Annotated in this window: 17 protein-coding genes; 10 read left to right on the top strand and 7 right to left on the bottom strand. The window is 47.0% G+C overall.

Features of this window, described 5'->3' with window-relative positions:
* Positions 1-14 precede the first annotated feature (14 nt).
* Both ACO0K2_RS04840 and ACO0K2_RS04835 read right to left on the bottom strand, forming a co-directional pair.
* Complete coding sequence (locus ACO0K2_RS04840) at positions 15-1,055, bottom strand: NAD(P)H-dependent flavin oxidoreductase (RefSeq protein WP_423016333.1); 1,041 nt, start codon at positions 1,053-1,055, stop codon at positions 15-17.
* 47 nt (positions 1,056-1,102) lie between these two features.
* Positions 1,103-2,599: a CoA-acylating methylmalonate-semialdehyde dehydrogenase gene (locus ACO0K2_RS04835; RefSeq protein ID WP_423016331.1), complete on the bottom strand. Its 1,497-nt coding sequence runs from the start codon at positions 2,597-2,599 to the stop codon at positions 1,103-1,105.
* Positions 2,600-2,772: 173 nt separating this feature from the next.
* Between ACO0K2_RS04835 and ACO0K2_RS04830 the strand changes: the two genes are divergently transcribed.
* From ACO0K2_RS04830 to ACO0K2_RS04815, 4 genes are all read left to right on the top strand, one after another.
* Positions 2,773-3,666, top strand: a complete 894-nt coding sequence (locus ACO0K2_RS04830; RefSeq protein ID WP_423016329.1) for a LysR family transcriptional regulator — start codon at positions 2,773-2,775, stop codon at positions 3,664-3,666.
* 75 nt (positions 3,667-3,741) lie between these two features.
* Positions 3,742-4,473, top strand: a complete 732-nt coding sequence (locus tag ACO0K2_RS04825) for a substrate-binding periplasmic protein (protein WP_423016327.1) — start codon at positions 3,742-3,744, stop codon at positions 4,471-4,473.
* Positions 4,473-4,745 carry a hypothetical protein gene (locus ACO0K2_RS04820; RefSeq protein WP_423016325.1) on the top strand — a complete coding sequence of 91 codons (273 nt, stop codon included), beginning with the start codon at positions 4,473-4,475 and terminating at the stop codon, positions 4,743-4,745. The genes ACO0K2_RS04825 and ACO0K2_RS04820 overlap by 1 nt, the downstream gene beginning before the upstream one ends.
* A gap of 129 nt (positions 4,746-4,874) precedes the next feature.
* Entirely contained in the window at positions 4,875-5,273 is a 399-nt protein-coding gene (locus tag ACO0K2_RS04815) for an FKBP-type peptidyl-prolyl cis-trans isomerase (protein WP_423017456.1), read from the top strand.
* 47 nt (positions 5,274-5,320) lie between these two features.
* On the opposite strand, the gene ACO0K2_RS04810 is transcribed toward ACO0K2_RS04815, so the two are convergent.
* Positions 5,321-5,584 (bottom strand): hypothetical protein, encoded by a 264-nt coding sequence (locus ACO0K2_RS04810; RefSeq protein WP_423016323.1) that lies wholly within the window; start codon positions 5,582-5,584, stop codon positions 5,321-5,323.
* Between the two features lie 263 nt (positions 5,585-5,847).
* Here ACO0K2_RS04810 and ACO0K2_RS04805 point away from each other — a divergent pair, with 263 nt between their 5' ends.
* The 4 genes from ACO0K2_RS04805 (at position 5,848) to ACO0K2_RS04790 (ending at position 10,907) form a co-directional block, all read left to right on the top strand.
* Entirely contained in the window at positions 5,848-6,204 is a 357-nt protein-coding gene (locus ACO0K2_RS04805; RefSeq protein WP_423016321.1) for a hypothetical protein, read from the top strand.
* 253 nt (positions 6,205-6,457) lie between these two features.
* Positions 6,458-7,672 (top strand): DUF3419 family protein, encoded by a 1,215-nt coding sequence (locus tag ACO0K2_RS04800; RefSeq protein WP_423016319.1) that lies wholly within the window; start codon positions 6,458-6,460, stop codon positions 7,670-7,672.
* 18 nt (positions 7,673-7,690) lie between these two features.
* The gene (locus ACO0K2_RS04795) at positions 7,691-8,815 is read left to right on the top strand and encodes a hypothetical protein (protein ID WP_423016317.1); all 1,125 of its coding nucleotides are present in this window, start codon (positions 7,691-7,693) and stop codon (positions 8,813-8,815) included.
* A 1,225-nt stretch (positions 8,816-10,040) separates the two neighbouring features.
* Positions 10,041-10,907, top strand: a complete 867-nt coding sequence (locus tag ACO0K2_RS04790) for a hypothetical protein (protein ID WP_423016315.1) — start codon at positions 10,041-10,043, stop codon at positions 10,905-10,907.
* A gap of 524 nt (positions 10,908-11,431) precedes the next feature.
* On the opposite strand, the gene ACO0K2_RS04785 is transcribed toward ACO0K2_RS04790, so the two are convergent.
* The 3 genes from ACO0K2_RS04785 to putA all read right to left on the bottom strand — a co-directional run bounded on the left by ACO0K2_RS04785 (position 11,432) and on the right by putA (position 17,788).
* On the bottom strand, positions 11,432-12,106 hold the full coding sequence (locus ACO0K2_RS04785) for an OmpW/AlkL family protein (protein ID WP_423016313.1): 675 nt from the start codon (positions 12,104-12,106) through the stop codon (positions 11,432-11,434).
* A 15-nt stretch (positions 12,107-12,121) separates the two neighbouring features.
* Positions 12,122-13,684 carry an alpha/beta hydrolase gene (locus ACO0K2_RS04780; RefSeq protein WP_423016311.1) on the bottom strand — a complete coding sequence of 521 codons (1,563 nt, stop codon included), beginning with the start codon at positions 13,682-13,684 and terminating at the stop codon, positions 12,122-12,124.
* 444 nt (positions 13,685-14,128) lie between these two features.
* Positions 14,129-17,788 carry a trifunctional transcriptional regulator/proline dehydrogenase/L-glutamate gamma-semialdehyde dehydrogenase gene (putA, locus tag ACO0K2_RS04775; RefSeq protein WP_423016309.1) on the bottom strand — a complete coding sequence of 1,220 codons (3,660 nt, stop codon included), beginning with the start codon at positions 17,786-17,788 and terminating at the stop codon, positions 14,129-14,131.
* Positions 17,789-17,938: 150 nt separating this feature from the next.
* Between putA and ACO0K2_RS04770 the strand changes: the two genes are divergently transcribed.
* On the top strand, positions 17,939-18,397 hold the full coding sequence (locus tag ACO0K2_RS04770; protein ID WP_110254407.1) for an Lrp/AsnC ligand binding domain-containing protein: 459 nt from the start codon (positions 17,939-17,941) through the stop codon (positions 18,395-18,397).
* Between the two features lie 86 nt (positions 18,398-18,483).
* Positions 18,484-20,457 (top strand): GAF domain-containing protein, encoded by a 1,974-nt coding sequence (locus ACO0K2_RS04765; RefSeq protein WP_423016307.1) that lies wholly within the window; start codon positions 18,484-18,486, stop codon positions 20,455-20,457.
* On the opposite strand, the gene ACO0K2_RS04760 is transcribed toward ACO0K2_RS04765, so the two are convergent.
* Positions 20,435-21,946, bottom strand: coding sequence for a DUF3369 domain-containing protein (locus ACO0K2_RS04760; protein ID WP_423016305.1), 1,512 nt, complete (start codon positions 21,944-21,946; stop codon positions 20,435-20,437). The two genes, ACO0K2_RS04765 and ACO0K2_RS04760, sit on opposite strands and share 23 nt — an antisense overlap.
* Between the last annotated feature and the right edge of the window lie 191 nt (positions 21,947-22,137).

Below are 22,137 nucleotides of genomic sequence, written 5' to 3'. Positions count from 1 at the left end.
ATCGGCGTCGATCGTTAATGTGTCTGACAATGCGAAATCAGATCACGCATCAGTTCCGCTGTCCCCATGGCACGGGCGCGTGCCACACCTTGGCCGCACCACATCGACATCCACTGTGGATCGTTATTTTTCGCTGCTGCCGAGCGGATCGCTGCAGTCAAGGCGTTCTGCACTGGATAAGCGGGGACCTGCGCCGCCACCTCTGCCATGACTTGCATAAACCGATTGTCTAAGCCTCGTGCAAAACGGCCTGTAAATGCCCGTGTCTGACGCGTGGTATCTGTGGTTGCGGCAAGTAATTGTTGTTTGTATGCGGGATGAATCCCAGATTCATGCGTCACCAGAAAAGCCGTTCCCATTTGTACGGCAGCCGCACCTGCAGACAATGCCGATGAGATATCCTCTCCAGTGACGATATTACCCGCTGCGATAACGGGAATCGACAATTGCGGTGCTACCTGCGCCAGCAATTCGCTTGTCGAAAACGAGACGGCCTCTTGTTCACCAATAAAGGTACCGCGATGACCACCCGCTTCAACCCCAGATAAACAAACCGCATCGGCACCAAGGTTCTGCCATGCAAGCGCCTCTGCCAGATGGGTCGCTGTTCCAATCACAAAAATACCCGACGCATGGAGTTGCGCAAGTTGCTCGCTCGAAATAATGCCAAACGTAAAACTTGCCACCGCTGGGCTTACTTGCAGTAATGCCTCAAATTGCGCCTCCATATCTTCACACCACTTCGCCGGAAGGGGCAATGCATCCCACCCGAATTGTGACCATACAGGTTTGAGCAACGCACTCGCCGCTTGGATTTCTTCTGGGGTCGGTGCTGGCGCTGTTTGCACGAACAAATTCATCGCAAAAGACCTGCTACAAGCCTGTCGAATTTCCCACGCCTGTTCAAGCATTGCTTCAGGAGAAAGCATCCCACACGCTAAGGATCCCAAGCCGCCGGCATTCGACACGGCAGCGACCAGCGCCGGTGTCGACGCACCGCCCGCCATCGGTCCTTGGATGATTGGATGAGGAAACAATTCGTGCAAACGAAGCATAGGAAATCCCGTTCAACCCAAACAAAGGGTGTTATTGAATCAAGTGATTATTTAGCCACGGGCATCGTAAATTCTGCCCCTTTGCCGATGCTATCTGGCCAGCGTTGCATAATCGATTTATAGCGTGTGTAAAAGCGAATACCCTCTTCGCCATACGCATGCATATCGCCGAACAGAGATCGCTTCCAACCACCAAACGAATGCCATGCCATCGGTACCGGAATTGGGACGTTAATACCCACCATCCCGACCTGAATCCGACGAGAAAATTCGCGTGCCGTGTTGCCATCCGAGGTGAACAGTGACACGCCATTCCCAAATTCATGGCGGTTGATCAACGCCACCGCCGACGCAAAATCAGGCACACGGACAACACACAATACAGGGCCAAAAATTTCTTCACGATGAATTTTCATGCCTTCTTTTACGTGGTCAAACAAAGTGCCACCCAAGAAAAATCCTGCTTCGTGTCCAGGGACCGTCAAGCCGCGACCATCGACCAACAACGTTGCACCTTCTGCAATACCGTCGGCGATGTATCCTTCGATTTTGGCTTTGTGTGCTGCCGTTACCACTGGCCCCATCTCTGCATCACTTTCCATCCCGTTCTTTACCTTTAAGGCTTTCACGCGAGGAACTAGCGCACTGACTAATTGGTCCGCTACATCACCCACTGCCACTGCGACAGAAATCGCCATGCAACGCTCACCCGCAGAACCATAAGCAGCGCCCATTAATGCGTCGACTGCTTGGTCAAGATTCGCATCAGGCATCACCACCAGATGATTCTTCGCACCACCCAAGGCCTGTACCCGCTTGCCTAAACGCGTGCCTTCGCTGTAAATGTATTCAGCGATTGGGGTAGAGCCTACAAAAGAAATCGCAGCAACATCCGGATGTTGCAGTAAGGCGTCCACAGCCGTCTTGTCACCTTGCACCACGTTAAACACGCCATCCGGCAAACCTGCCTGACGCAATAAATCGGCAATCATGAGTGAACAGGAAGGATCGCGTTCAGAAGGCTTCAGAATAAACGTATTCCCTGTCGCAATCGCCACCGGCGCCATCCACATCGGTACCATAAATGGGAAGTTAAATGGCGTGATGCCCGCTGTCACGCCCAATGGCTGACGCAAGTTGTAGTTATCAATACCACCGCCGATATTGTCCGAGAACTGCGACTTCAATAACTGTGGCATGCCGCAGGCAAATTCAACAATCTCAATACCACGCGTCACTTCACCCATCGCATCCGACAACACTTTGCCATGCTCACGGGTAATTAATGCCGCTAGCTCCTGATGATGCTGATCCAGCAACTCTTTAAACTTAAACATCACCCTCGCACGTTTGAGCGGTGCCGTTTCAGCCCACGCTGGTGCCGCTGCTTTTGCGGCTGCCACAACCGCTTCCACCTCCGCCACGCTCGCTAATGCCACCTGAGCGACGACTTGTCCCGTGGCAGGGTTAAATACGTCTTGTTGACGACCACTGGTGGATGCATAAACCTGACCATTCATGTAGTGCTGGAGTACGGATGTCATAAGCGCGCCTTAATGAGTAAAAGAAATTGGATCCAAGCGTAATGTACCTGTCACATCAAATCCAATGAGTTATTTTCAATAGCAATATAAAATTTTCTTATAATGCTATGATAAGTAGCACAGCTCGCCCAGAACGGCGGTCACCACCACTCCTTCAACATCAAGTGACGATCATGGATTTCACGCAACTCCGCGCCTTTGTTACCATCGCCCGCGAAGGCAACCTGACACGGGCTGCCGAACGGCTCCATCTGACGCAACCAGCTGTGAGTCTGCAGTTAAAGTCCTTACAAGAGCAACTCGGGTTGCAATTGTTCAGCCGCAACAGCAACGGCATGAGCTTGACCAATGATGGTGCCAAACTCTTGCCCTATGCAGAACGAGTTCTCGCTGTGTGTAACGACTTCCGACAGACGGCCAATGCACTGCATTCCACCTTATCGGGTGAATTAGCCATCGGCACCATTCTTGATCCCGAATTTACCCGCTTAGGCGTATTTTTAAAGCGTCTCGTTGAAACTTATCCACAGATCGCGACACGTCTGCAGCACGGCATGTCTGGTTGGGTTCTACAACAAGTTCGCAGTGGACAACTGGATATTGGTTTTTATCTGGGGGATCTCCCTCACGATGGAAAAACACCCTTGCATCAACTGGTGTTGACTGATTTTACGTACCGCGTCGTTGCCCCAAGTGGATGGAATAGTCGGGTAGTCGGGCAACCTTGGGAAAAACTTGCCCATTTGCCCTGGATCTGGACCCCACCCGAATCCGCCCATCACCGTCTTTTAAGTCAGATTTTTTCTCAACATGGCATCACGCCCAACAAAGTGGCTTTAGTCGACCAAGAGCAATCAATGTTGGATCTGGTGAAATCTGGCGTCGGTTTAAGTCTCATCCGAGATTCGATTGCCATGCGTGAAGCGCATGTCCATGGCTTAGTGATTGCCGATGCGGTTCATATCAAAACGCATTTGAGCCTCATTTGCCAAGAAAAACGTCAAAGTGAAGCGATGATTGCGGAGAGTTTTCAATTAGTTAGCCAATGCTGGAAATTAATCATCTAAAATCTGCCACTTATTCTGATTATTTCCTATTATTTTTTGAGAATGCATCTCCCTTCTCGTTACAGAAAGCAATCCGTGTCAAAACGATGTGCAACAGCGCTGATGATTGGATGCCTGCTCGTACCGCTTGCTAGCCAGGCGGAGAGCATCAAACTGATTATTCAAGAATTTGCACCGTTTAGCTATACCGATAGCAAAACCGGAGAGATACGCGGCTTTTTAGTCGACAAAATCATGGAAATCATGAAAAGAGCGGGTGAAACACCAGCAATCAGCAGTACATCTCTGGCGCGTGGCCTCAACAACACCCTCAACGACGATAACACCTGTCTGTTTGGTTTTCGCCGTACACCAGAACGAGAAAATTTTTACCACTGGGTAGGACCACTCACCACCGATCAATGGGTGTTATACCGACGTAAAGACGATCCACGCGTACTCAAACGTTTTGAAGATGCCAAGGAATGGCAGATTGGCTCGTATCGCAATGCAGCCACCGGTCTGCAACTCACAGACCAAGGCTATCACATCGTCTTTGCTGGCGAAGACGAGGAAAACCCACGTTTACTGGTCAATAAACGGCTCGATTATTGGATTGTTTCTGAACTCCATGGCATGTACATTGCTGAGCAACAAGGCGTTGCCAAAGACATTGCAACGGCAATCAAGTATAAAACCATTGAACTCAATATGCTGTGTAATATCCACATGGACAAACAACGGATTGAGTTGTTCAACAAACTCAACAAAGCAATCGATGCCGATGGCACGATGGGCAAAATTTTACGCAAGAATGGAATCAAATAATGGCACGGACGACCAAAGCGAGTAATGCAGTTCAACGCCTCAAAGAACGTAGTACACAAGGCGTGTACTCCATGGTGACGATGGCGGATGGTCGTTTCTACCTCACGCTCAGTGTCGATGGCGCGGCCCCCATCGCGGTTCACGACCCCCTAGAAATGGATGCTTTCGTGCATTTTGTTAATGGACTTGAAAAACAAGCACCCAAAAAGGCCAGCAAGCTCGATCAGGCGTTTGAAAAAAAATTACAACAATCACGTGAGCAGGACCGTTAATTTTTTCTCACGTTGTCATTATATTTACATTTATCAAAGGATATGTCAGTCATGAAATCACGCTTTCCGGCAGTCTCTAGAACGCTTTTTACTGCGGCTGCTTTGGGCTTGTCCACAATGTTATTCACTATGTTATCCACAGCATCAAGCGAAGCGCAAACAGTCACTGACAACGCCACTTTTGGCGAAAATTTACAAAAAATTGATGTCAGAGTCGGTACCGGAAAAGAAGCCAAAGTCGGTGATATTGCCGTTGTCCATTACACCGGGTGGCTCTACGATCCGCTGGAATACAAAGAACATGGCACTAAGTTTGATTCGTCCGTCGGTGGTGAACCGTTCAGCTTTCCTATTGGCATCGGTAAAGTGATTAAAGGCTGGGATAAGGGCGTCGTCGGCATGAAAGTCGGTGGAAAACGTACCCTGATTATTCCACCCGCACTCGCTTATGGGTCCCGCGGCACAGGTACAGTGATTCCAGGCAATGCAACGTTGATTTTTGATGTTGAATTGATTGACGTTAAATAAGGCTGGACAACAGGTGTTCGACAGCCTCCTGATGTTATACACAGAGGTTATTCCACATCCTGATGCGGAATAATCTCAAACGAATAAACCGCATAAAAAAAACTGCATAGCGCAAAGACCAGTGCCAGCGTGCCGATAAAAAAGAGCGGCTCAATTCCGGCGGGAAATATGTATTGATACCAGCTAACGAGACTTGACACGATCAACGCACCAAACGCGGCATTCATTAATGGTCGGGATTGTCGAACCGTCGCAGCGGCGATCAAGACCATGACAAGCAAAGAGAGCATAAATTGAACAATTCCAGACATAGTGCCTCCATGTGTAATTTGTCACACCAGCAATAAATTATCCTCTATATAACAAATTAATCGTGTATTTTTTGCTATTTGTTGTCGTTGTCTCGCGACAAACACGTAGGTAAGCACTCTACGATCACCATCTCATCGTCCTTCCATCACCGTCTACTCTCGTACTGACGCGATCACCAATAGTCCAACCAACAACGTCAATGTTAGATAAAATGCGAACACCGTCTCGATGACCAGATGGACCGTTCTTTTTACTAAAGCGCATGACAATGACACTGAAGCTCGCCCTCATCCTCGCCCTACAGATTTTCACACCTACCGTTTTTGCGGAAGAGCAGCCTGCACCACCAACGCAGTCGGTGATTCTGGTGTCGCCTTCTGACGCAGCAAGTTCAAGTGCTGGCGTCCAAATTGATTTACCTAAAATGCCCCCAGAAAAACAAAATCCCCACGCCAACGATCCGATTCGTACGTGGTCGGGTGATGTGCCTGTCACGGGAGTGGTGTTTATCTTAATTGCCTCGATGCCAGTACTAGCGTCACTGTATTTTGCGTATCAGTTATTTCTGTTTATCCAAGCTCGTCGACGCAAATTAACCGTTCGTCATCAGCGCGATTAATCTCTTTATTTCTGCCCATCACCAAAAGTTATACAGAAACTTATCCACAGTTTGTGGTCTGCAAAAAACACATAAGCTATTTCATTAAATATTCATCTGCTTGTCACCGGCTTGTCACCTCAGCGACCTAAAGTCACCGCTACCGATTACATCGAACTCAACGAAAAACCTTGTCCCGGACGATCACGCACCGTGTTGCCGGCCGTCACGAGGCGGTTTTTCGCTAACGTTAACATCTTCGCGGGAGACAACCATGTCAAGCAAAGCATTGATCGACAGTGCCGTATTCAATTCCACCACCTCTGGTCGTAAAGGAATCGCCGATCAGCTTTTTGCTCACTGGTTTAGCCGTCTCGTTTATGCGCAAATTTGGGAAGATCCGCAATCGGATCTGGATGCCTTAGCCCTCAAACCAGGTGCCAATATCCTGACGATTTCGTCTGGTGGATGCAATGCCCTTGCTTATTTATCCGCCAATCCCGCTGCCGTCCATGCGGTTGACCTCAACGCCGCTCATCTGGCCATGTTGAACATGAAACAAATGGCGATCAAACATTTACCAGACTACGACGCCGTGCTCGCATATCTGGGTGATGCAAACCAAAGCGATAACATTAAGCGTTATAAACGTCATATCCGCGAACATTTGTCCGATGATGCGAGCAATTTCTGGGAAAGTCGCTCGATTTCAGGACAGCCACGTTATCACTACTTCGCTCATCAAGCATATCAACACGGCTTGTTGGGTAACTTTATTGGCCTGGCACATTATTTTGTACGGATGATGGGCGGTAACCTCAGTAAAGTCCTCGAGGCCAACAACTTACAAGAGCAACAAACGTACTTTGACCAATACGTTGCGCCAGCATTTGAAACGCGTTTATTTAAATTACTGGCACAACAACCATTGGCGCTCTACAGCCTTGGCATTCCTCCTTCGCAATTTGAAGCACTCAAACACGATGCCAAAGAGGGTTTGCACACCTTGTTCAAAGAAAGAATGCGTCATTTGTGCTGCGATTTTCCACTCGATGAAAATTGTTTCGCTCAACAAGCATTAGGCCGTCGCTATGACACCAGCAAACAGAAAGCCTTGCCACTGTATCTGCAGCAACAGCATTTTGATGCATTACGAAGCAATATCGATCGCTTGCATCCGCACCACATGACACTCACACAGTTTTTACAAAAACAACCACGTGAATCCATGGATGCGTATCTGTTCTTGGACGCGCAAGATTGGATGGATGAACAGCAACTCACTGCGCTATGGGAAGAAGTGACCCGTACCGCTGCACCTCACGCTAAGGTAGTTTTCCGTACAGGCGGCGAAACATCTCCGTTAGAACAAAAATTACCTGCGTCCATTCTCTCTTTGTGGCACACCGACACCGAGAAAAACCGTGCACTCTACGCCACTGACAGATCAGCGATCTATGGTGGCATGCACTTGTACACCAAAATTTGACCAGAATTTCATTCTCAATTGACTACTCCACTTCCACCACGCATGGTGGCTGATGCGCTATGGTTGCTCACCGCACGATCACGCGGTGGCAAGCATTGGGTCAGCAATGTCACCGCTGACATCCACGCTGTTGATATCGCAGGGCACAGCTACCCAGTGACCCTACTGACCCACAGCGACTGGCAAGAAAGCTATGTGGCCAGCCCACGCTCGACCTGGTTGCGTTATGCACGCCATGAACTCATTCGTCACGTGCCTCCAGCACTGGCCAACGTCGTCAAAGCAGGCTCCTGCCTGATTTTTGGTCCCCTTTCGGCCCTGATGCGTGCAAGCAAGCTAGATCAAGCCGCCATTATTGGTAATTACTTGATCTCGACGAATTTATACCCCGAATGGCACAGCGATGATATTGCGGAAATGACGAGCGTCATGTGTGGTCGTCATCACGATATTCCCTTGATGATCCGTAATATTTGTCCCGAGGTGTCGCCTGCTTTGATGGAAAATCTCCAAGCGCAAGGCTGGAAAATGATGCCTTCTAGGATGATTTATCTCTGTGATCCCAGTGAGAAACAAGTCTGGAAACGAAATCACGTCAAGCAAGATGCAAAATTATTAGTCAACGGCGATGTCGAGATTGTCCGCCAGTGTGAATTGCACCTTAATGACCTCACAGAACTGCGCGATGTATTCCGTCAATTGTTCATCGATAAACATTCTCACCTCAATCCCGATTTTAGTCCGGCATTTTTTGAATTATGTCTCGAGACGACCTTCTTAGAACTGATTGGATTACGCTGGCAGGGTCGATGGGTGGGTGTCCTTGGACTCTATATTCACCCAGAAAGCGGTTGGCTGACCACCCCCTTAATTGGCTATGACACTGGCTTACCGCAGGAATTAGGTTTGTACCGACGTTTAATGGCGATCCTCTTAAGTGAAGCAAAAAATAGAGGATGCCGCTTACACTATAGCTCCGGCGCCAGCCAATTCAAACGCGCACGTGGGGGGGTACCCGCCCTTGAATACACCGCGGTCTACGACCAACATCTTCCCACCAGACAACGAAAAGCCACCTCTTTGTTGATCAAACTCTTTCAGCAATTCGCGCCAACCATGCTCAAACGCGCTGATCAACTATAAAGCCTGTCCTCAAAGCCCTGTGGATAAGCGGCATCATATCCCCAGCATAGATTGGGGAAAACTCGTCTCATGTCCACAGTCGCTTTTTTTATCCCAAATCTATCATCAAAACATACAGACTTTATCCTCCTACCTATACAGTGGATAAGTACTTGTTTCTGTGGACAAATACAGACTTATCCACAAAAAAACGCAACGTTAACCATTACTACTATGTATATATAAACTAAGTTTACTAAATAAACCGTTTCTCGCTGCATTGAACAAAAGCCGTCGAATACCCCAACAAATCAGATACAACGTCATCGTTTCCTCAAACGCTTCTTCAATCATTTCTTCAAACGTCTCTTCAAACGTTTTCAGATGTTCTCATTTTTATCCTTTACCTAAAAAACACCTCCTTTTTTTGAATTTTCCTTTTTGTTCACCAATCCCATGCACGTCAAACCACTTTTTCATCTCATCCATCAATCAATGACAAGGTACACCGCGGTCATTTGGCACATTTGACGTCTCTATCGATGGAAAATGCCGATTTTTATCCCTATCCAACAGCACTGCGCTTCGTCGCTGTTGGTTTTTGGTGGTGAAAACGCTGTTTTAACGCCAGCAATGTCAAAAAAAACGACGAAATAAAAAATATTTCTGTGGATAAGTGAAGGTATATCCACTGTATGTATTGTGCGTAAGTCAGATTTATCGTTGATCGTTTTTTTTTATACAAAATCTGTCCTGTGGATATACAGACTTTTTTCACCGGGTTATAAATCACGTAAACAATTGATTCTGTGGATGTATACCAAGTTATCCACAACGTCATGCCACTGTTAACAATAACTACTATTTATATATAAAGTTATTAAACTAAAAGCTATTCACACCCCGAAAATCCCGGTTAACTCTTTTTGAAAAAAATCCTTTAGAATCCGTTACTTAGAAAAACAACTCTCAGAAAAAACGGATGATTTCAAATCAAAAGTACAAGCGTTTTGTGCTCAACCTCAGATAGCAGAAAGAAAAAAATATCGTGATCGTCAATTTTTTTTCGGACAGTTGCACAGTGATTGCTGATTCATTGGGGATAAGCGATGAGTTATCAACAAGAAAAGCTCAGCACTGAGCGCTACCTCTGTCGAGAACGCGGTGAATAGGGTAAAAATCTGGTGAAAAAGGCGTCGACATTGGCGCTCATAAAACGAATAAAAACCATCTAAAGAATCAAACAATGCGTTCCTTGTTGTCATACCTTGTTGCTCGATTAACCGTTTTTACCATGGCAGTGGTGCCTGCTTTCGTACATGCGGACCAATCCACCGTGGCACAAATTGGCAACACAACACAAAGTGCATCAGTAAACCTCACGGCGATACCTATCCCGCCGCTGATGAAAGCCGCGTTTGGCAACAGTTATCGTGAACGTACTCAAGATGCTGTTGTTGCGCTCAGTGATATCGACAACAGGTCATTACGGAAGCGCTATGTCGTTCAACCGATCGATGCCAAGTTGATCGACCAGGAACAGGCGGTTTTGGTACTGAATGGACAGATTGCAGATCGACACGACGGAGTTTTTTCTTCGCATGCGCAAGCGGGGTTATTAACGATTATTTTTTTTAAACGACACAACGAGCAATGGCAGGTCGTTAAAAGACAAGAAAATATCGCAGCACTGGGCTCGTTTGGCTCAATTGGCGACGTCAAATGGACGATGTTAGGGCAAACGACACCCGGGCTACTTGTTTTACACGGTAATACAGGGCAAGGTTATTCCTTCACCCAATTGGCTATTTTTGACCTCACCGCGTCTCAAATGACTGACTTGTCTGGTGAGCCTATTTTGATCCACTCAGATAATGACGGTATGTGCGACCGCCAGCGCCATGACTGTTGGGACGTTTCGGCGAATTGGCAATTTGTGTCAACCAACAAAAATAAATCACACGATGATTTGATATTGAGCTTTTCTGGCTTCAAGCCTGCCCCGGATAAAAATGGGACGCGCACCATTGAAGTGAAACAAACAGCACGATATACATTTGATGGAAAAAGTTATCGTTTAATACAGGGAAATAACCCTGTACCACCGGTATAATTTCGCACTGAAAATTTCAAAATAGAATTATCATTTAACGTCAATTGGCGCATAAATAATGAATTTAAACTGGAATTAAAAGAAATTAACAACAATTATATTTAATCGTCTTTTTTGATGTTGAATCATTTTTTTTAAGTTCATTGCCGCATCCAGCGTACAACAATCGCACGCAGATCTTATGGTACCCGTCACTCGTGCTTGGTACCTCATCCCCGCAAAGCTATTACAAGATCGTGATAAACACCCCCTGCCGCCCACTTCTCTCTGCCTTGCTCTCATCACCTAACTGAACGATAAAAACGCTACAAAGATCCTCTAAAGACGCAATAGCGATGCTTCTGCAGCCTCCTGCCACCTTTGTTCATGGACGCGCATAGAAGACCTTACACCGATGGGCAACGACCGAGAGGGGCGGTGCAACCAGCGGGAAATGGCGCAACAGTGCTTCCTGACAAATAAATGAGCAAAAAAAACCGCCGTTTTTACACGGCGGTTTTGATGATGCTGTAACGTCAACGAGATCAGAAGCTGTAAGCCAGACCCGCAGAGTACAAGATTGGGTTCAGTTTTACATGCGTAGAGCGTTGGATACTACCCGTTGTCGCTACCATGTCTGTGCTCACGTTCGCTGCAGCGATGTTCGCATTGAAATACAGGTGTTCAGCGATCTTGTAATTCATGCCCACAGTCGCCGCTAAACCAGTGTAAGAAGACAAGGTAATCGATGTTGGACCACCGGACGCCAAGTTGCCAGATGGTTGCGAAGTAATATCATAAAACTTCGTGTAGTTAATACCCAGACCAACGAACGGACGGAACTTTGCACCACTCTCCATAAAATGGTAATTCGCGAATACCGTTGGCGCAAACTGTTTTACTGTTGTGATGACGCCAAATGGTGCTAAATTTCCGCGACCATTGATATCGTGTTTTGGTGGAATACCGCCCGCCAGTGCCACAGCCCAGTGATCGTTCAACATATGTGAAAAACCGAACAACAAGGTCGTTGCACTACCGACAGTAATACCTGCTGGTTGTGGTGTCAAAAACGCAGGACCATTCGTTGAAAAATCAGGCGAACTAGAATTGACGCTGATATAACCAACACCCGCTGCGATCAGATTTTTATCTTCGGCCATTGCGCCAATAGAAGTCAGACCTAACAAGGCACACAAGGCAATTTGAATTTTTTTCATGATTTTGTCTCCTTATTATTGTGCTAAAACGCTTTTGAAGAAACCTGCAGCGGCAGCGTTACAGAACGGTGGAACCAATGTGCCATGATAAGCACTGGCAACAGCCGTGGCTGGAGACTGACCAGCAGCAGTCGCAGCAGCCACTACCTGTGCTTTAGCGGCAGCAAAACCGACTTTAGCAGCAGCAAATGGATCAGAAGCGCTTGTCGGTGATGAATCAACGTCAAGTACGTTTAAGTATTGTGATGGGAAACCATTCAATGCAAGGAACGCTTGTTCTGCTTGTGTACTCGCAAAGAAGACTGTTGGGTCAGCTTTACCACCGCACAACAAGACAGGCACATTCGGTAACGGTAAGACACGCAAATCGTTAGCAACGGCTGCTTGACGCACTGTGTTGGTTGGTTTGCATGTCAGTGGCGCAGCTGGATTTTGGTTACAAGGATTTGCACCGATATCTTGCAAGAAGCTTGTAGCAAACTGATCATTCACCAGATTCGTGGAGCCATAGAACGGTGCTAACTGTGCTGGCAACTGACCGCCGTAGCTCAGATTGGCAACGATAGAACCATAAGTCGAAGAGAACATGGTTGTTGCTGGCAATACACCTGTCGCATACATCGCATTGATGCTAGCGTAATTACCTGGAATCGCTGTTTGAACATTTGCCGCATACGGTGCCGCGTAAATATTCGATGGATTGCCATTCGTATAGATATTGCCGTAGTGTGCTTGCCATGCGTTAGTAATCAATGGCAAGAACGCTGTGCCACCTAAGTTTGGTTGTTTCGCAAAAATCGCATCAGCTAACAACTCAGTGGCGTAAGGACCAGAACCACCCGCCAGCGCCGTCACTTTAAATTCACTTGCGTAATTGTTTTGCATTGATTGCTGTGTAGCCAATGCAACGAAACCACCTTGTGAATAGCCTGTCAGGAACAATTTACCTGAATCTTGTGCACCGATGTTCGGGAATGCTTGACGAGCAGCACGAACACTATCGATTACGTCGTTGGATTGCTGCGCAGCATCGAGGTAACCTGTGTAAGGTAATGACGAGACATCGTAGCCCGCGTAGTTAGGTGCAACAACGATGAAACCTTGTGCTGCAAATGTCGCTGCAACCAACACTGCTTCTTGGTTAGATTGCAGGTTAGCCATGTTGAATGACTGTGTGACCGTTGTACCGTGAGCGTAAGCAACGACTGGACGTGGGCCGGAACATTGCGCTGCTGAACCTGATGGTACAAAAATCGCGCCCGTTGCTGTTGTTGGTTCGCCTTTGCTACCAACAGTGTTGTACTTCATGTAGTACGTTGAAATCGAGCAAACCGGTGTACCAGTAATTTGGGTCAAACCAGGTTGTGCTGCATTCAGCATTGCCGCGAAAGTCACAGGATCCAGTTGTGGAACTGCTGTGCCGTTTGCTTGTGGAATAGGTACCAGATTTGGTGGGTTCGCGACTAACACGCCGCGAGCAGTGCTGGTGTTAATTGTTGGGCCGGCGGATCCGCCGCCACCGCAGGCGCTCAACAGAGCGGCCGTGATTACGCCCAAGGTCAAATGGATTTGACGCATTTTTTGTCTCCTAAGTAGAATTATTTGCAAGTAATGGAACGGTCGTCCTAAAACTCATCGGGTAGTATCGCACCCGGCATTACGAGTGAATAGCTAATAGAGCAATTCTAGAGTAAATCCTCTTAAAAAAAACTACACAACGACTGCTTTTTCACATCACGCCAAATAAATTGAAAAATTTTCTAACAATACGAACGAAATGATGGATCGTGATGGCGCTTATTTTCACGCTTACATCGATTCCATCGTAGCGTCGTCATTGTAGTGGGAAATGAATTGAGACGTTGATATGCCATCTGTGATTCTTTGTGGTGCAGCACGCATTCGACAAAAAATAAAAACCCTGACATCGAACAGGGTTTTTATCGTGATCAACGTCGGCAATGGTTCATGGCAGTCGATGACCGCCAATTTCCTCAGCTAACAGCCAACAGCCAACAAAAATTAACTTGCCATACTCATCAAACTCGCGTTGCCGCCGGCCGCCGTCGTGTTGACACACAAAGCACGTTCAGCAACGAGACGCCACAAAGGCACTTCTGTTTTTTCGTGTGTTTCGATGACAGAGACGATCGCTCCCTCTTGTTTCGCAAACTGTGCTTTGTAGGTCGCGACGAGGCTACCTTCAACCAGCGCAATCTGTGCATGACTATCGACGGCTTCACCCGTACGAATGAACGAACGTAATGTGTCAGGGAAGTCATTCGGTAATAACGCAAAAGATAGCTGAGGAATCACTGCGGTGTTCCCTGTCGCTAGCGTTGCTGCTAATTGATTTAACAAGCACTCAAGCGTTGTTGCCGCACAGAAGATCGTGCCTCGCGGTGCGAAAGATAAGGTATTTCTTTCTCCCGTTGGACCTGGCAACACCTGCGTGATTTTGTAGGGATTCTGATGCATATATTGCTCACCGAGGGTGGATAGATGCGGCAGATTCTTTGTCTTTGCCCACACCATGAACGCTTCCAGAGGTGTTGGCGCTTGACGCTCATAGACGGTATGGCCACCAAGACCAATCTGCGGTGTGCGTTGTAAACGCTTCAGATATAACGGACCACCTGCTTTAGGACCAGTGCCTGATTTTCCCTCACCGCCAAATGGCTGAACACCTACTACTGCACCGACAATATTTCGATTAACGTAAATATTACCGACATGTGCACGACTAGTGATGAAGTTGATTGTTTCGTCGATGCGGGAGTGAATTCCTAACGTCAGTCCAAAACCAGTACCATTAATTTGCTCGATCAGATTCGGTAACCGATCGCGTTTGAAACGCAGAATGTGTAAAACAGGACCGAACACTTCTTTCTTCAGTTCGTTCAAGTTCGCAATTTCAATCACCGTCGGCGCAACAAACGTCCCTAAACGGCATGCTTCTGGTAAATCTAAGGTGAAGAAAGAAATCGCTTTATCGCGCATCATTGTGATGTGCTGCAGCAGATTTTTTTGTGCTTCAGCATCGATCACAGGGCCGATATCTGTCACAAGACGATCTGGATTACCAACACGTAATTCTTGCATCGCGCCGTGCAGCATTTCGATGGTTTTATCCGCAATATCTTCTTGCAAGCACAAGATACGTAATGCAGAACAACGTTGTCCAGCACTATCGAAAGCAGACGATAAAACGTCATTCACCACTTGTTCTGGTAATGCACTGCTGTCGACAATCATCGCGTTCTGACCACCTGTTTCAGCAATAAGTGGAATATCAATACCCTCGGCGATAGCGCGCTGTGTCAATGTACGGTTGATGATCTGCGCGACTTCTGTTGAGCCTGTAAAAATCACACCTTTCACTCGTGAATCGGCCACCAACTGGGCCCCGACAATATCACCGGTACCTGGCAACAATTGAACTGCTGCGCGTGGAACACCCGCTTCGTGCAAGAGTTGGATCGCTTTGAATGCAATCAACGGTGTTTGTTCTGCAGGTTTCGCTAACACGACATTACCTGCCGCTAACGCTGCACTGACCTCGCCGATAAAAATGGCGAGTGGGAAATTCCAAGGGCTAATACAAACCACAGGACCTAACGCTTGTGTATTGACTTGGCCCTCTACTTGCGCTGCGTAATAGCGTAAGAAGTCAACGGCTTCACGTACTTCTGCTAGCGCGTTCGGCAGCGATTTACCTGCTTCACGAATAGCTAACGCCATAAAGTCTTTGGTTTGTGATTCAAGTAAATCTGCGGCTTTTTTCAAATAAGCTGCGCGAGTCACTGGTGCGGTTGCTTGCCACTCAAGAGCAAAATGCTGAGCAGATGCGAGCGCTTGTTGGACATCTTGTGATGTCGCTTCCATGACTTCACCAACCACATCTAAATGATTCGCAGGATTGATAATGGCATGGCTTTGTCCCACGCTGATATCGCCTGCTAACAAGGATGTCGCCGCCCATTTTTGTTGAACCGATGCAGAAAAATGGTCAGCGATGTCGCGTAACGTAATCTCATTCGAAAAATCGAGACCAGCAGAATTTTTGCGCTCTGAACCAAACAACTCTGCGGGTAAGGAAATTCCGTTGTGTGGCCTTCCGCCCAACTCACGCGCGACCTTGATCGGATCAGCAATGAGCGTATCGATGGAGACATTTTCATCGACGATTTGATTGACGAATGACGAGTTCGCACCGTTTTCTAACAAGCGTCGCACCAGATAGGCGAGCAACGTTTGATGAGAGCCGACTGGCGCATAAATACGGCAAGGTTTGTCGAGTTTATCTTTGCCGACGACTTGGTCGTACAAGGTTTCTCCCATGCCGTGCAGACACTGGAATTCATAATCAGTGACACCTGCTTGTTTTGCCCAGGTGTAAATCGTTGAGAGCGTCAATGCGTTATGCGTTGCAAACTGAGGATAAATGACATCGGTGGCACCCAACAATTTTTGTGCACAAGTCAAATAGGATAAGTCTGTGTACACTTTACGTGTGTAAACAGGAAAATCACTTAAGCCATCAACCTGCGCACGTTTAATCTCTGCATCCCAATACGCACCTTTGACCAAACGCACCATAAATTTACTACCACTGCGACGCGCTAAATCGATCAAATAGTCGATCACAAATGGGCAGCGTTTTTGGTAACCTTGGACGACAAAACCAATCCCTTCAAACCCTTTTAGATCGGCATCAAATGCCAGTGCTTCCATCAGATCAAGGGATAATTCCAGACGATCGGTTTCTTCGGCATCGATATTGAGACCAATGTTGTATTGCTTCGCCAGCAGCAGTAGTTGTTTGAGCAATGGCAGCAATTCGTTCATTGTGCGGTCACGCTGTGCCCGAGAATAGCGAGGGTGTAATGCGGATAACTTAACAGAAATACCGGGGCCATTCTTGATGCCGCGTCCGTTAGATGCTTTACCGATGGCATGGATGGCTGTCTCATATGATTTGTAATAAAACGCGGCATCTTTTGCTGTCAATGCTGCTTCGCCGAGCATGTCATAGGAGTAGCGATAACCACGTTTTTCATTCTCTTGGCTATTTTTGATGGCCTCGTCGATCGTTTGTCCGGTCACAAACTGGTTACCCAACATGCGCATCGCCAGATCCACGCCTTTGCGGATCAATGGCTCGCCACCTTTTGCGATCAGACGTGTTAACGCCGCACCGAGACCGGTTTCGCTATTGGTACTGACTAATTTGCCTGTGACTAACAAGCCCCAGGTCGCTGCATTGACGAATAAGGATGGTGATTCGCCCAAATGCTTAGCCCAGTCGCCTTTACTGATCTTATCGGCGATCAAGCGGTCGGCCGTCTGGTGGTCAGGAATTCGAAGCAATGCTTCGGCCAAGCACATCAAGGCGACGCCTTCTTCCGAGGACAACGAAAATTCGTGCATCAGTGCATCAACGCCTGATGCACGAGTACGCTGTTCACGTACCGCTGTCACGAGCTTGTGTGCAAGTTGCGCAACATCTTTTTGTAAATTGTCGTGGGGGTTGACCTGTGAAAGTAACCATTGCACTGCATCAACCTCGTTTCGGCGATAAACTTGCGTAATTGCCAATCTCAACGGGCTTGCTGGTGGTAAAAGCTCCGATTGGAGGGTCGAAAAAGGGGTAGAAGGCGTGGTCACAGTGGTCTCAATCATATAAAAATAGTCAAAACAAATATGATTTCATTGTATAGATGCTCTTTGAGGATTAATTCTGGTATTGAGAACGTATATCGAAATTTTCTTTTTTGTGAGAAAATAATACCGAATATTATTAACCCCTTACTTGACGATTTTTGACTTCTTATGCTCGACAAAATCAGTAAAAGAATTCTGGCCGAATTACAAAATGATGGCCGTATCAGCAATGTAGAACTGGCGACCAGAGTCAATCTGTCACCAGCGGCCTGTCTCGAACGCGTGCGTAAGCTGCAAGAGTCAGGGTACATTCTTGGTTACACAGCACAACTTAATCCTCATTTGCTCGATGTCGCTTTGTTGGTGTTCATTGAAGTTGTGTTAGACCGGACAACACCGGATGTGTTTGATGCGTTTAGACGTGGTGTTCAGGCAATTCCCGAAGTGTTGGAATGCCATATGGTGGCAGGTGGTTTTGACTATCTCGTCAAAGCACGCGTCAAGGATATGAACGCGTATCGCGATTTCTTAGGTAAGTCTTTGCTTCAGCTCAACGGTGTGCGGGAAACCCACACTTACGCTGTCATGGAAGAGGTCAAAAACACCAGCTGCCTGCCGATCAAGTAAGATAATCGTTGTGACATCGACGTCGATTGATTGTCGTCCGTTGATCGCAGCGATAATGATCTGAACAATCAGCCAGAGGAGCGTCGATGGAAACTCGACTGAGACGGTTGGAAGCCGTGCAAGAAGTTGTTCTTGAAATCAGCCGTATGTCGATCTCCTCGGATGATCTCGCTGGATTTTTACGATCAGTACATCAATCGATTAGCCGCATCATGTATGCGGCTAATTTTTACGTCGCGATTTTTGATGAAGAGCAAAATTCACTCCGTTTTGTCTATGGAGTCGATGAGCTCGATACCTTTCCACCCCCTACAGCCTATTTCCCTCTCGCCAGTCCAGAGCAGTCGCCAACAGCATGGGTGATTTCGCATCGTCAAGCTTTCTTCATGACAGCAGCGGATGATGAAGCAAGAGAGCGTGAAAACAAAGCATGGGGAACAGGTACTCGACCAGAATACTGGATGGGGCACCCATTGCTGGACCAAGCGCGTGGCATTTTAGGTGCGATGGTGATTCAGATTTATGACAAGGATCATCATTACTCAAACGAAGACCAAGAACTATTTGGCCTGATCGCTGGTCATGTTTCTACCGCTTTGCAAAACTTAATGAGCGTTGATCGACTTGAGCGTGCCGTCAAACAGCGTACTGCCATGTTAGAACACCAGGTCGAAGAGCGACGACGCGCAGAAGCGCTTCAGCGTGCTTTGTATCAGATCGCAGAGTTATCGAATTTATTTTCCGCAGAGGCATTAGAGTTTTCGCGATTGCATGCGATTCTCAACGATCTCATGGCCGTACCAAATTTCGTCCTGGCTTTATTTCATGAGGAGACGCAAGAATTTAGTATTGCCTATTTTGTTGATGAAATTGACGATGATGTTGTTGGTTCACGTTTTCCATTAGGTGCTGGACTTACTTCCTATGTTGTGAGAAAAAAACAAGCGCAATTACTCAATCAAGAGAAGCTACAACAATTAATTGAGCAAGGCGAAATTCAAGTGCTGGGCAATACCAAACTGCAAAGTTGGATAGGAGCACCTTTGTTTGCGGATGGTCATTTGTATGGTGTCATTATCATTCAAAGTTATCAGCCAACGTTACACTACACAGAGTCCGATTTAGAGGTGGTCGCATTTGTTGCTAACCACGTTGCAGCGGCTTTCGCACGCATTAGCGCCCGTGAAAATGTACTCAAAGCAAAGTTAGAACTAGAGCAAAAAAATGTGACGCTGAACGAGGCATTAGAAACATTACGTGCGACGCAAGATGAACTCATTAGCCAGGAAAAGTTAGCGTCTCTTGGGGCTCTCGTTGCGGGAATCGCACATGAAATTAATACCCCTTTAGGCATCTGTGTAACCGCAACGAGTCATATTGCGGAAGAGCTTCATCTCATCACCAAAGCATTAAAAGACGAAAAGCTGAGTAAGTCGGATTTAGTCACATTTTTTGATACCTTAGATCAAGCGATACGTATTACCACCACCAATATTCAGCGTAGTGCCGCCTTGATCAGAAGTTTCAAACAGGTCGCTGTTGATCAATCTTCTGAAAGTCTTCGTGAATTTAATGTACGAACCTATTTAGAAGAAATTTTATTTTCTCTGAGACCCAAATTAAAAGCCACACCATTTCAGGTTGTTCTTGAATGTCCAGCGGAGATCAGAATGCATACCTACCCTGGTGCACTTTCTCAAGTCGTGACAAATTTGGTGATGAACTCCTTAGTTCATGGTTTTGATGGTGCTTCTCAAGGCACCATTCGGATCGACGTCGTTCAAGATAGCGATAGCGTCGATACACTGACGCTCATTTATGCGGATGACGGAAAAGGGATGCGCGCGGATCAACTGGATAAATTATTTGAGCCTTTTTACACAACCAAACGCGGACAGGGCGGCAGTGGGTTAGGTGCGCACATTATCTACAATCTGGTGACCGGACCCTTAGCAGGGCAAATCAAAGTGAGTAGTCAGGAGGGGCACGGCTTGCGATATCAAATTCGCTGCCCACGGTATCTCGAAGTCACCACTGTCAGTTCGGATATACATCGTTAAACACCAGCGCTTCATCGAGGTGGTGAATGAGTACCGCAACGTAGTGAGGATCAAGATGGCTTCCCGCAATTTGTTGAAGATGTGCACTGACATTTTCGATCGGCCAAGCAGGTTTATAACAACGCTTTTGGATGAGTGCATCAAACACATCCGCCACGGCGACGATACGTGCAAAGGGATGAATCTCTTCTCCTTTTAATCCTTGTGGATAACCGCTACCGTCAAACTTTTCATGATGTTGATGCGCGATAATTGCCGAGGCATGTAAGATGGGGCGCTGCGATCCATCTAGAATGGACATCCCGATTTGTGGATGTTGGCGCATGATATCCCACTCACTCGTATCCAGTGACCCTGATTTCAATAACACGGCATCAGGGATCGCGATTTTTCCAATATCATGCATTGGTGCTGCTTGCTTTAACAATGTCGCTTCTTCTTTATCCATTCCTGAGCCGATGGCGATGAGATAGCACACCTCAGACATTCGGCGCACATGGTTTCCCGCTTCATGCGAACGCGATTCGACGACATCTCCCAGTCGCATAATGAGTTCGCTTTGCGTTTCCGTAATTTCTTGACCGAGCAAAATATTATCAAAAGCAATGGAGACGCCATTTGAAAATATCTCTAACAATTTCGTATCAATATCTGAAATATTGCGGAGCCCTTGCAGGACAAACAAGGATGTTTTTCCGGTGCTACTAGGGAAGTAGCCAACGTAGGTATCATCAAATAAATGGGTAATGCGGTTTGCACGTGAGGGGTCTAATTTTTCTACTAGGTCTGGCGAAAAAATTTGCTCTTCATTCTCGAACTCACCGATTTTTGCTAGGACGTCGTAATGATCGTTACCAGAGATTGCGGAGGCACCACGCACGCTCACCAACATGCTCTTTTCTAACTGCAATAGCGCTACCACTTGTTGTAGCAAGCCATGAGCAAAATCATGTAAGTTGCGTTGTTGGTACAGATGGCAGGAGGCAGCAATGACGCGCTCCAAGCCAGCCCGGTAGTTCGCTTGAAAACGACGTGCTTCTTCGACCAGCATGATATCGCGGTAACCACGCAACGCAGCGAAAGTTGTGGTGAATAATTTCTTTCGATCCAGCTCCGTTTTTTCTTTGTAATCGTTGATATCGTAATCAATAATCACACTTTCTTCTGGTGCTTGGCCAGGCTGTCCGGTACGCAACACAATTCGGGTGAGTTGATTTTTTTTATCGAGACGTAACCAGCGTGCCACTTCCAAACCGGCATCATCAGTCTCCATAACAACATCAAGAAATACCAACGCAATATCGAGCTCTTCATTCAGAATAGCTTTTGCTTGCTGGCCACTATACGCGTGTAAAAATTTGATGGGACGCTGATCAAATTTCAGGCGACCAAGCGTCAATGTCGTCACACCATGAATATCTGGTTCATCATCGACGATGAGTACTTTCCAAGGGGCGATGGGCGGCTCAATTTGTTCGGTTGAAAACATACTTGGTTTCCACGGATTAGATCCATCAAAGCAACTGGTTGATGCACGCTTTATGTGTGTGATTGCAGAGGTGCAGACTTCGATAGCAAGACGCATCCATCTGACAACATCGCATCATTATTTTTCGGAAAAACATCTCGGCAGAGATGAATTCTCATGTAAAGAATGGTAAGTTGAATTTCCGCAGAAAT

The sequence above is a fragment of the Undibacterium sp. MH2W genome (genome assembly GCF_049340215.1).
Taxonomy (GTDB): Bacteria; Pseudomonadota; Gammaproteobacteria; order Burkholderiales; family Burkholderiaceae_D; genus Undibacterium.
The sequence above is the reverse complement of the archived record's forward strand: the minus strand, read 5'-3'. Positions and strand labels throughout refer to the sequence as shown.